Source organism: Desulfovibrio sp. Huiquan2017 (assembly GCF_017351175.1).
In the GTDB taxonomy this organism is placed as follows: Bacteria; Desulfobacterota; Desulfovibrionia; order Desulfovibrionales; family Desulfovibrionaceae; genus Pseudodesulfovibrio.
This window is the reverse complement of record NZ_JAFMPN010000013.1, coordinates 146468-157589: the sequence shown is the minus strand read 5'-3', so window position 1 is coordinate 157589 and position 11122 is coordinate 146468. Positions and strand designations below refer to the sequence as shown.

At 63.8% G+C, this 11122-nt stretch carries 10 protein-coding genes and 1 pseudogene; 8 read left to right on the top strand and 3 right to left on the bottom strand.

Annotated elements, in window-relative coordinates; all coding sequences use genetic code 11:
• The 4 genes and pseudogenes from J0909_RS18425 to J0909_RS12805 all read left to right on the top strand — a co-directional run.
• Positions 1-96: pseudogene (locus J0909_RS18425) on the top strand (protein TolR); the annotation flags it as partial.
• A gap of 16 nt (positions 97-112) precedes the next feature.
• Positions 113-1573 carry an alpha/beta hydrolase family protein gene (locus J0909_RS12815; RefSeq protein ID WP_207263375.1) on the top strand — a complete coding sequence of 487 codons (1461 nt, stop codon included), beginning with the start codon at positions 113-115 and terminating at the stop codon, positions 1571-1573.
• Positions 1574-1683: 110 nt separating this feature from the next.
• Complete coding sequence (locus tag J0909_RS12810; RefSeq protein WP_207263373.1) at positions 1684-4548, top strand: PAS domain-containing sensor histidine kinase; 2865 nt, start codon at positions 1684-1686, stop codon at positions 4546-4548.
• 1 nt (position 4549) lies between these two features.
• Positions 4550-5230 carry a response regulator gene (locus tag J0909_RS12805; RefSeq protein ID WP_207263371.1) on the top strand — a complete coding sequence of 227 codons (681 nt, stop codon included), beginning with the start codon at positions 4550-4552 and terminating at the stop codon, positions 5228-5230.
• Between the two features lie 98 nt (positions 5231-5328).
• Here the strand turns inward: J0909_RS12805 and J0909_RS12800 are convergent, their stop codons facing one another.
• From J0909_RS12800 to J0909_RS12790, 3 genes are all read right to left on the bottom strand, one after another.
• Positions 5329-5697, bottom strand: coding sequence for an Hsp20/alpha crystallin family protein (locus J0909_RS12800; RefSeq protein WP_207263369.1), 369 nt, complete (start codon positions 5695-5697; stop codon positions 5329-5331).
• A gap of 10 nt (positions 5698-5707) precedes the next feature.
• Positions 5708-6121, bottom strand: coding sequence for an Hsp20/alpha crystallin family protein (locus J0909_RS12795; protein ID WP_207263367.1), 414 nt, complete (start codon positions 6119-6121; stop codon positions 5708-5710).
• A 241-nt stretch (positions 6122-6362) separates the two neighbouring features.
• Entirely contained in the window at positions 6363-6551 is a 189-nt protein-coding gene (locus tag J0909_RS12790; protein ID WP_207263365.1) for a Trm112 family protein, read from the bottom strand.
• 132 nt (positions 6552-6683) lie between these two features.
• Between J0909_RS12790 and J0909_RS12785 the strand changes: the two genes are divergently transcribed.
• The 4 genes from J0909_RS12785 to mutM all read left to right on the top strand — a co-directional run bounded on the left by J0909_RS12785 (position 6684) and on the right by mutM (position 11017).
• A complete protein-coding gene (locus J0909_RS12785; RefSeq protein ID WP_207263363.1) occupies positions 6684-7544 on the top strand; it encodes a PHP domain-containing protein in 861 nt (286 codons plus the stop codon).
• 55 nt (positions 7545-7599) lie between these two features.
• Positions 7600-8997 (top strand): peptidase U32 family protein, encoded by a 1398-nt coding sequence (locus J0909_RS12780; RefSeq protein WP_207263361.1) that lies wholly within the window; start codon positions 7600-7602, stop codon positions 8995-8997.
• 92 nt (positions 8998-9089) lie between these two features.
• On the top strand, positions 9090-9803 hold the full coding sequence (locus J0909_RS12775; protein ID WP_207263359.1) for a DUF6125 family protein: 714 nt from the start codon (positions 9090-9092) through the stop codon (positions 9801-9803).
• Between the two features lie 395 nt (positions 9804-10198).
• On the top strand, positions 10199-11017 hold the full coding sequence (gene mutM, locus J0909_RS12770; RefSeq protein WP_207263357.1) for a bifunctional DNA-formamidopyrimidine glycosylase/DNA-(apurinic or apyrimidinic site) lyase: 819 nt from the start codon (positions 10199-10201) through the stop codon (positions 11015-11017).
• The last annotated feature ends 105 nt before the right edge of the window (positions 11018-11122 follow it).

Below are 11122 nucleotides of genomic sequence, written 5' to 3'. Positions count from 1 at the left end.
GGCACCGTGGTCCAGGTCATGGGCGAGATCAAGGCGGCGGGTATCGACAAGCTCGGCATCGTGGCCGAAGAGCCGCGCGACCGAAACAAGCGCTGAACGTGAGCGGGGCGACATGCAACGGGCACTGAGCTGGACATTCTCCATCCTCTTCCACGCCGTGGCGGCGGTGGCGCTGCTCCATTCCGCGAGCCTGTCCCCGACGCTTCCCGAGGAACTCATGGAGGTGAACCTGACCGAGATCAAGGAACCCGAGCCGGTCATTCCCATGCCCATGCCCGCCCCGGCACCCGCAACGGCCAAGCCCGAAGGCCCTGACGAGCTTCCGGCCCCCGCGCCCCTGCCCATGGACAAGACCGTGGTCCTGGACGACGCGCCGCCCGAACCACCGCCCCCGGCCGAGCCCGATGCCCCGTCGGCCCCCGAACCCGGCGTGATCGAGATCAGCCCGACCAAGACCCTGCCGCCCGAAGAGCCGCCCGCGCCCGAGGAGGAGCTGGCGGAGGACGGACTGCCCAAAAAAATTTACGTGCGCAAGGACGGCACCGTGCACCGGGGGGCCGAGGCGCGCTTCGGCCGGGCCTTGATGGGCGACTACTTCTCTTATGCCACCCAAGAGTTCTCCGGCCAGTTCCGGGCCAAGGACGACCGGGTCATCTCCATCATCGACGCCCGCAACACCAAATACGGACGCTTCCTGATCTACGATTCCAAGAACAAGACCCTGCGCCGCCTGAAGCAATCCTTCGGCAAGTACGTCTACACCATCGGCCCGTCCGTGTACGCCGACGAGCCGGTCACGGGCTCGGTCACCTTCCTGGCCAAGAACGACCGCATCGAGCGGTTCATCCTGATGACGGACGACGACCGCATCGCCCATTATCCGGTCAAGGTGCACGTGCGCGAAGAGGAAATAGCCTTCGACGGACCGGCCGGACAGATCCAGGCCCGGCTCTCGCGGCCGCCCTACGACGGGGATCACGCGGGTGTGGTGGTCCTCCACGGACCGGGCTGCGCCGACCCCGGCATGGTCCAGGCCTTCACCCGGACCCTGTCCATGCACGGCCTGGCCGCCCTGACCTTCACCCCGCGCGGCTGCGGGCTCGAATCCCCCGCCCCGGCGGGCGTCGACGAACTGGCCGAGGACGCCGGGGCCGCCTTCGCTTTCCTGGCGGCCCACCCGTCCATAGGCGCGGACAAGGCGGGCATCTGGGGAGCCGGACCGGGCGTGCCCGCGGCCATCCGGGCCGCCGCCTCGGCCAAGCCCCGTTTTCTGGTCTGCATGCTGACCGACGCCCTCGCTCCCGACGACGTGCCGGGCCGCGCGACCCTGGCGGAGCTGGACCTGCCCGTGTTCTGGCTGGTCACCGGCCGGAATACATCCCGATGGCGGCCCCTGATCACCCTCCTGGAAACCCTGCGCGACAAGCACAAGCGTCCCTTCACCATCGTGGTGGCCCCGGCCAAGACCAGCCGGGAGGTACTCGACGCCGAGGGCGAACATTCCTCCTGGGTGGAACAGGTGGCCGACGACCACGCCTCCCTGGCCGCGTCCTGGATCGAAAACCTCAAATAGGTCCCGACCCGACCAACCGGCATACCCGTCTTCCCTTCGTTTTATAAATACGCTAGAGTGCGTTCACCGTTGAATGCCATGGACAGCACTTCCACATTGCCGGACGTTTTGTGAAAATCGACCGCGACTCCATACCCCTTCCCGACGCCGAGACCCGCAACCGGCTGGTGGACAACGACCCCTCTCTGTTCCGAAGACTGGTCGAAGCCTCGGGTATGGCCGTCTCCATCCACGACAAAAATCTCGTCCCCATCTGGGGCAATGACGCCTACGCCAAGCTCTGGGGCTACGACAGCGTCAAGGAGGTCCTGCGCCTGTCTCCGGATCAGGTCATGCCCCGGGAAACCCGGGAGCTGTATTGGAAAAAGGTGCTGCCCTTCATCCGCAAGGGGCTCCCCTGGGAAGGGGAATACGTGCTCCGGGCCCGGGACGGCAGCCTGCATACGGTCAAGGGATGGTTCGATCCCCTCCTCGACGAGTCGGGCGAGGTCACCCACGTCATCGCCATCAAGCAGGACCTGTCCGACATCATCCGCATGCGCGAGGCCTTGGGCGCGGCCGAGAAAAGCCTGAATTTCATCTCCGAATCCACCAGCGACATCTTCTTCCGCCTGAATCTGTACACCGGGCTCTACGACTATCTGAGCCCGTCCGTGGAGCGTTTCTCGGGGTATACTCTCCAAGAATACCAGGAATGCCCCATGCTCGTGCGCAAAATCGTCCACCCGGACTGGCACGACTATCTGGATGTGGTCATGGAGGAGCTGCGCTCGGGCAAGGTGCGCGACGAACTCGAATTCCAGTTCATCCACAAGTCCGGGGAAGTCCACTGGGCCAGCCAGCGCCAGATCCTGCTCTGCGACAAGAACGGCAATCCCGTGGCCGTGGAAGGCATCGCCACGGACATCACCGCGCGCAAGGAGGCCGAGGAGCGGTTGCGGGCCAGCGAGGGGAAATACCGCTTTCTGGCCGAAAACACCGCCGACGTCATCTGGACCATGGACGACGACTACCGCCTGGTCTACGCCACCCCGTCCATCCGCGACATCAGCGGCTATACCCTTGAGGAATTGCAGGGGCGTTCCTTCCGCAAGATGATCACCGACCTATCGGCGCGCGAGTTCGAGGAGGCCCTGACCCGACGGCGCGAGGCCGAGGCGGCTGGCGACTATACCCTGATCAACAGCCTGGAGTTGGAGCACGTCCACAAAAACGGACAAACGTTCTGGGCCGAGACCGTGATCAAGCGGCTTCTGGACGACAAGGGCCAGCCCTGCGGATTCCAGGGCGTGTCCCGGGACGTGACCATGCGCCGGGAGGCCGGGGAAGCCATCCTGGCCAGCGAGGCCCGTTTCCGCACCCTGTTCGAGGACTCGCCCATCTCCCTGTGGGAAGAGGACCTGACCCTGCTCAAATTCTACTTCGACGAACTCAAGGAGCAGGGCGTCACCGACTTCCGCCAATTTTTCTACGACAATCCCGAGGCTCTGGCCAAATGCACCACCCTGGTCACCGTGGTGGACGTCAACAAGGCCACCCTGTCCCTGCTTGGGGCGGCCTCCAAGAACGACCTGTTCGGCAATCTGGACAAGGTCCTGACCGAATCCTCCATGGCCTCCTTCACCGAGGAAATGGTCCTGTTAGCCTCGGGCGGCAGCGAATACTGCGGCGAAATCACCAACCGTCGCCTGGACGGCGACACCATCTGGGTCATGGCCCACATCTTCGTGCCGGACGAATACAAGGACACCCTCTCCCGGGTCATCGTCTCCCTGCTGGACGTCACCCCCAGACGGCGGGCCGAAGAGGCCCTCATGGATTCCGAGGAACGCTACCGCGTGCTTGCCGAGAATTCCCAGGAAGGGGTCATCGTCATGCAGAACGGCACGCCCCGCTATGTCAACGAGTCCATGCTGCGCATCTCCGGCTACTCGATCCAGGATCTCGACAGGCTGGATTTCATGGACATGGTCCACCCCAACGACCGGGACGAACACGCCATGCAGTTTGCCCGCCTCGATTCCGGGGAAATGAAAGAGTCGCTGGGCTCCTTCCGCATCCTGACCGGCAGCGGCGGGACCAAATGGGTGAACATGAGCGTCAAGCCGATCATGTGGGGCGGCCGTGAGGCCCAGATGCTCATCCTGACCGACATCTCCCGCTACAAGGCGCTCGAATCCGAACTGCTCATCGCCCACGCCCAAATGGAAAACCGCGTGCACAAGCGAACCGCCGAGCTGTCCAAGGCCAACGTCCGGCTCAAGGCCGAGGCCGAAGAGCGCGGCAAGGCCCAGGAACGCATCCAGGCCCTGACCCAGCAGCTCATCCGCGTACAGGAGGACGAGCGCCAGCGCATCTCCCGCGACCTGCACGACAACGTGGCCCAGGACCTGTCCTCCATCATGCTCAAGATGGAGACCCTGTTCGACGGCCACCCGGGCGCGGACCCGGAATTGACCCGGCGGAGCGAGGCCGTGGCCGAAGTCCTGCGCAACACCATCGCCTCGGTCCGGGAAATAGCCTACGGGCTGCGGCCCCCGGCCCTGGACCAGCTCGGTCTGGTTCAGGCCCTGACCAACCTGTGCCACGAAGCGGGAAACCGCTACGGCTTTGACGTTGACTTTTTTTCCACAGGAATTGAGAATATTTCCCTGGAGTTTGACGTGGAAATCAACCTCTACCGCATGGTGCAGGAAGCCGTAAGGAACATCTGCCGCCACGCCGGGGCAAGCAAGGCCGTCATCCGCATGGTCAAAAGCCATCCGGACATCCTCATCCGCATCGAGGACAACGGCCGGGGCTTCCCGACGCAGGAGAGCCCGACCCTGGCCGGCGAGAGAAAACACATGGGCCTGCAAAGCATGGAGGAACGGGCACGACTCATCGGCGGCTCCATGGAGATCCAAACCCTGACCGGAACCGGAACGCGCATCCTCTTCAAAGTACCGATCGAAAGCGCGAGGAGACAAGGCTAGCATGGAAGCGAATACCTTGGACATCATGATCGTCGATGACCACCCTCTCTTTCGGGAGGGCCTCAAGACCATCATCAGCCGGGATGAGAACTTCGCGGTCTGCGCCGAAGCCGGCACGGGCAGGGAAGGCATCGCCCTGGCCCGGGACCACAGGCCGGACATCATCCTGGTGGACATCTCCATGCCGGACAAGAGCGGCATCCAGATGATCCGCGAACTCAAGGACGAACTGCCCTCAACCCGGTTCGTAATCATTTCCATGCACTCCGAGGCCGACTACATCGTCGAGGCCTTCCGCGCCGGGGCCACCGGCTACATCATCAAGGAATCCGCCGCCGGACAGCTCATCAAGGGCCTCAACACCGTGGCCGGCGGCAACCTCTTCCTGGACAGCGCCCTGTCCCAGGAGGTCATTTTCAAGCTGCTCCAGACCAAGAGCGACGCCTCCGAGGGCCCGGACGATCCCTACGCCACCCTGACTCCGCGCGAGCAGGAGGTCATGCGCATGCTGGCCGAGGGCCTGACCGCCAAGGACGTGGCCGAACAATTGTTCATCTCTCCCAAGACCGTGGAGAACCACCGCACCAACCTGATGAAGAAACTCGGGCTCAAAAGTTCAGTGGAGCTTGTCCGCTACGCCGCCCGCCTGGGCTTGATCGATATCGAGACCTGGGCCATCTAGCGGCTCCCGGCGGTCCTGCGCCGCATTGCCCCCCGAAACGCGAAGAGCCCCGGCGACCGAAGTCGCGGGGGCTCTTTTCAATGGAATGGCTAACGAAACTATTGCGCTTCGATGGTGATCCGCTTGGGCTGGACCTTCTCCACCTTGGGCAGGAACAGCTCCAGGACGCCGTTTTCCAGGGAGGCCTTGATGTGCTCCCGGTCCACGATGTCGGAGATGGAGATGGCGCGCACGAACTCGCACTCGCCGAACTGCGCCTCCAGGAATTTCTCCCCCGGGGCGGAGCACTGGTTCGAACGGCCCGTGACGGTCAATTCATCCTCTTCCAGATCAATGACCATATCGCTCTTGTTCACGCCGGGCATGTCCATGAAGATATGAAAGCCGTCCTCGCGCTCCAGGATGTCCGTCGCCGGACGGAACCGGCTCAATTCCTTGCGTTCCTCTTTCTTCGCGACTTCGTTCATGACACCCTCCTTAGGCAACGTCGATGCTGATGGTGCGCGGCTTGACCTCTTCGGACTTGGGCAGCGTCACAGTCAGGACCCCGTCCTTCATAGTCGCGGCCACTTTGTCCCTGTCCACCGGCACTCCGATGTTTATAACTCTGTGGAAAACACCACTCGGGCGTTCCTGCCGATAGAATTTTCCTTCCGGGGCGGTGCGCTCGCCCTTGATGACCAGCGTCTTGTCGGTCAACGTCAGTTCCACGTCGTCGATGGTCACTCCGGGCACTTCCGCGCGGACGTAAATATTCTCGTCGTCACTGCTCAGATTGAGCGGGGGGTAGGCCAGACGACGGTCGTCGCCCATGGGCGATCGCAGCATTTCCTCAAAGACACGATCCATCCGGGACGGGAAATTGTAAAGCGTATTGAAATCGATAACCATGAACGGCACCTCCTTTTCGTTCGTTCGAAATCAAAAATAGCCACCCTTTTTCGATCGTCAAGACTCCCTGTGGAAAAAAATTCGTCCTTCCTGTTTTCCGCAAACGAAAAAAGGCGGGAGCAGCTCCGGCGGACAGGATTCCCCCGAGAGCGTGGAACCCTCCGGAATCCGGCGGCATCAAAAAAAACCGCCCTGCCGGGAAATGTCGGCAGGGCGGTTTGCGCTTTTTGCAATCGGACGGCTATTTTGAACCAGTCCAGTCCTTTTCGGAAACGGCCTGGTCATCGAGCATGATGGGGATGTCGTCCTTGACCGGGTAGACGACCTTGCATTGGGGGCAAACGAGGCCGTCACCGGCCGGAGTGGGTTCAAGGCCGCCTTTGCACCGGGGGCAGGCCAGAATGTCGAGCAAATCTTTGTTCAGGGTCATGGCGTTCTCCTTTGGATCGGAGGCAGGATAGCCCTGGACGCGGGCATTGGCAACCGTTCCGGGCTTTACCTCCCGGCGCGGAGCCTGTATCCTTGAAATTTAAACAACCGACAACCGGACAGGGCACTATCCATGAGTATAGATCTGCATACGCACACCACGGCCTCGGACGGGACGCTGTCGCCCACGGCGTTGGTGGAACTGGCTGCGGCAAGCGGGCTGGACGCCATCGCGGTCACCGATCACGACACCTTCCAGGGCGTGGCCGAGGCCGTGGAGGCCGGGAAACGGCTCGGGGTGGAGGTCATCCCGGGCGCGGAGCTGAGCCTGGAATCCCCCGAAGGCACGGGCTGGATCCACGTGGTCGCACTGTGGCTGCCGGAGCGGGCCGACGAATTGCAGAAGGCCTTTGACTGGGTCATCGAGGGGCGGGCCAACCGCAACCACGAAATCGTGGCCAAACTGCGCTCGCTCGGCGTGAACATCACTTACGAAGCCGTGGCCGCCCGGGCCAAAGGGACCGTCGGCCGCCCGCATTTTGCCCAGGAGCTCATGGCCCTGGGCGTGGCCTCGTCCATGGACGAGGCGTTCAAGGTCTGGGTCGGCGACAACGGCCGGGCCTACGTGCCCAAGCGCAAGCTCACGCCCCAACGGGCCTTTGCCCTCCTGAACGACATCGGAGCCACGTCCATCCTGGCCCACCCCTTCGCGCTGAAACTGAGCTATCCCGAGACAGAAAAGATGGTTCGCCGCCTTATGGATCTCGGCTTGGACGGCATGGAGGTCTACTACTCCGAACACTCCCCGGCCGACACCAAGGCCTACGGCGAAATGGCCGACCGGCTGGGGCTGCTCAAGAGCGGCGGCTCGGACTTTCACGGGACCAACAAGCCGGAAATCAAGCTCGGCGTAGGCCGGGGCAACCTGGACATCCCCAACGAACTGCTCGACAAGATGAAGGCGGCGCGGCGGGCCAAGGGTCTGCCGGTCTAACGTCCGCCCCCACTTTCCCTTGGCGAAACCCACATCCTTCATATAGGCTGCGCTCATGCCCGATGCCCGCCCGTTCATACCGGAATTGCTCGCCCCCGCGGGGGACATGGAAAAACTCGAAACCGCCATCCTGTATGGCGCGGACGCCGTGTATCTCGGCGGCGAGGGACTCAATCTGCGCGCCGGCGCCGGTGGGTTCGACCGCCAGGCCCTGGACCAGGCCGTAACCCGCGCCCACCAGGCCGGGGTCAAGCTCTACTACACCCTCAACGTATACCCGCGCCAATCGCACATGCGCGCCGTGCGCGAACAGATCGAGACCTTGGGCGAACTCAAGCCCGACGCGATCATCGCCGCCGACCCCGGCATCATCCGGCTGCTCCGGCGCGAACTGCCCGAAATCCCGGTGCACATCTCCACCCAGGCCAACACCTCCAACGTGGAGGCCGTGCGCTTCTGGCGCGAAAACGGGGCCAAGCGCGTCAATGTGGCCCGCGAACTGCGCTCCAGCGAACTGGGCGAAATGCTCGACGCCTGCCGCAAACAGATGCCCACCATGGAGCTTGAGGTCTTTACGCACGGGGCCATGTGCATGGCCGTGTCCGGCCGCTGCTACATGTCCGCCCTGCTCAACGACCGGCCAGGCAATCTCGGCCAGTGCTCGCACCCTTGCCGCTACGAATACCGGCCCGTGTCCATGACCTTCGAAGAGCGCACCAGGCCCGGTGAAAAGCTCTGGGAAATCCGTGAGTATTCCCACCCGTTCACCGAGGAATTTACCTTCGACGCGCCCGAGGAATTCGCCTTCTCCACACCGGACCACGACGGCTCGACCTCGCAATCCCCGGCCGACCGCGCCCTGTCCGCCGCGCTCGACACCGACAATTGGACCAAATTCTTCGCCGCCGAAGACCTCTGCCTGCTGCACTACATCGAATGGTTCCGGCGCATGAAGGTCGCCTCCCTCAAGATCGAGGGCCGGACCAAGAGTTCCGCCTATCTGGCCCAGGTCGTGGACGCTTACAAGACCGCCCTCAACCACGCCGCCACGGGCCGTTTCCAACCCGAGATATACCTGTCCGAGCTGGTCAACGCCGCTTCGCGGCCCCTGACCACCGGCTTCTTCGACCCGGCCTGCCGCGGCCCCATCGCCCAGCCGCCCGACCCGACCGAAAAACGCCCAGTGCTCGCCCGCATCCTCTCTCCCCTGGCCTCGGGACGCTGGCTCGTCCAGACCAAGGCGCGCTGGGATACCGGCGAACCCGTGGAGGCCCTCGTTCCCGGCCTGATCCGCCCCCACATCTCCGCCGAGGATTACGGCCTCGAAGACGAAACAGGCCAGGGAGCGGCAATCTCCCACCCCGGGCAACGGGCTATCCTCATCTGCGACCACCCCGAACTGAAGAGCGGCATGTTTCTGCGCAAGCCCTGGGATCTGGACCAACTCGACTAGCCCGCACCCGCCGCGCCGGGCTTTCCCCGGCAGGCGTCCCTTGCCTCCACGCCCGCTTCCCGTGTAGTGCTGACCAAAACCGGGAGGTTGCCGTGAGCGAGACGAATGCGAACAGGCTGGAGGAATTGGTCGGTGTCATCCGGCAGTTGTCGGCGCATTACGGACTGTGGCTGGCCGAAAGCGTGCATCAGTTGGGACTGGACGCGGCGCTGGACGCCGAAAGCGAGGCCGGAGACAAGCTGGAAGCGATCCTGAAGGGCAAGCTCGAACGAGCGCTGGGCCGGGAAACCGACGGGCTGGCCTCGGGGGTGCCCCCGGCCGTGCTGGCGAATGCCGCCCAGGCCCTGCGCACGGGCTGGCTGGCCGCCGACGGCGTCTGGTTCCAGGCCGTGGAAAAATCGGCGGGAATGGACGCGGCCAAACGAATCAACGACACCTGCTGGGCCCGGTTCGCCCCCCTGGAGGCCCGCCGGGCCAAGGCCGCGCTCGGGTTGCCGGAACGCGGCGGCATCCCCGCGCTCAAGGCCGCTTTGGCCGCACGCATGTACGGCCGCCTCAACCAATGGGAATTTTCCGAAGAGACCGCCACTTCCCTCGTCTTCCGCATGACCGACTGCCGCGTGCAGACCGCCCGCAAACGGCGCGGCCTGCCCGACTACCCCTGCAAATCCGGCGGCACCACCGAGTACACCGGCTTCGCCCATGAGATCGACCCCCGATTGCGCTGCGAATGCATCGGCTGCCCGCCCGATCCCCACCCGGAGGACTGGGCCTGCGCCTGGCGGTTCACTTTGGCCGAAGCGTAGACCGGCCGGTCGGAACCCGGCCCGCAGATCGCGGTTGCCCCCTGAACCTCCTCTCCATTTTTGGGGAACCTTCCCTTTAACTCCTTGGGGAAAATCAGGTATTGAAAGCCGCTTCGCGGCGAAAATCAAAAGGATTTCGCCTCCGGCGGGCAAGGACACGCGCCCTTGCATCCCATTTTTGCGCCTCCGGCGCGATCTTTTTTCACCACACGGATTTTCGCCTACGGGAAGGGGATAACGATATAAGTCGCATTGTTCGGGTGCCTACGGCAGGGGCGTGCGGGGAACGGTTGATTTCGCGGAGGCCTGGGGCACCCCCCCGGCGGGGACTCTTCTTATCCGAGAACCGGGCGGAACGCTTTTCAGCCGGTCCGATTTCAGGTACTCACCAAACCATGCCGGAACTACCTGAAGTGGAAGTGATTGCGCGCGGATTGGCCGCATCGGCGACGGGCCGGACCATCGTATCGGTGGAGGTCCCGGGGCTGACGCGGTTGAGCGAACCCGAGGAAACCCTGACGCCCAAGGTGTTGGGCCGCACCATCACCCATGTGCGGCGGCGGGCCAAGGTCCTGCTCGTGGAGTTGGACAACGGGTCCACCCTGGCCTTTCATCTGAAGATGACCGGCCGCGTGGTGCACTGCCCGGCACGCGCGGCGGAGAAGCATGACCGCATCCTGTTTCATTTGGACGACGGTTCGTTGTTGTTCTTTGCGGACATGCGCAAGTTCGGCTACGTGCGCTGTTTTGCGGCGGGCGAGCTGGACTGCTGGGACTTCCTGTGCAAGGCCGGGCCCGAGCCGCTGGAGACCGCGCCCGAAGTGCTGGCGGAACGGGTCACCGGACGCAATTGCGCCATCAAGGCGTTGCTGCTCAATCAGTCGGTAGTGGCGGGTGTGGGCAACATTTATGCGGACGAATCCCTGTTCCGGGCGGGCATTCACCCCGAGACCCGAGGCAGCCGGGTAGGCCGGGCCAACGCGGTCCGGCTGTTCTCCGAGTTACAGGCCGTGCTCCGGCAGGCCATTGCCGAAAACGGCAGTTCCATTTCAGACTATGTGAACGCGCACGGCGACGCCGGAGCGTTCCAGAACAGCTTCAACGTGTATGGACGCAAAGGCGAACCGTGCAAAACGTGCGGGGAGACGCTCAGGGCCGTGACCGTGGCGGGCCGGACCTCCACCTTCTGCCCCGCGTGCCAGCGCAGGCGATGAATCCGCAACCGCAACGGTCTGCGAAAGGCGGTTGCGGTCGGACGGGCGGGACCGGTCCCCGAGCCGAGTTAGCGACGGCCAATGGGGGCGGGGGATGGACCGGCA

Bases quoted from the DNA above. Each gene is read 5' to 3' on its own strand.
- J0909_RS12800 (WP_207263369.1), bottom strand. From the start codon at position 5,697: ATGAACGAAGTCGCGAAGAAAGAGGAACGCAAGGAATTGAGCCGGTTC.
- mutM (WP_207263357.1), top strand. From the start codon at position 10,199: ATGCCGGAACTACCTGAAGTGGAAGTGATTGCGCGCGGATTGGCCGCA.
- J0909_RS12785 (WP_207263363.1), top strand. From the start codon at position 6,684: ATGAGTATAGATCTGCATACGCACACCACGGCCTCGGACGGGACGCTG.
- J0909_RS12805 (WP_207263371.1), top strand. From the start codon at position 4,550: ATGGAAGCGAATACCTTGGACATCATGATCGTCGATGACCACCCTCTC.
- J0909_RS12795 (WP_207263367.1), bottom strand. From the start codon at position 6,121: ATGGTTATCGATTTCAATACGCTTTACAATTTCCCGTCCCGGATGGAT.
- J0909_RS12780 (WP_207263361.1), top strand. From the start codon at position 7,600: ATGCCCGATGCCCGCCCGTTCATACCGGAATTGCTCGCCCCCGCGGGG.
- J0909_RS12815 (WP_207263375.1), top strand. From the start codon at position 113: ATGCAACGGGCACTGAGCTGGACATTCTCCATCCTCTTCCACGCCGTG.
- J0909_RS12790 (WP_207263365.1), bottom strand. From the start codon at position 6,551: ATGACCCTGAACAAAGATTTGCTCGACATTCTGGCCTGCCCCCGGTGC.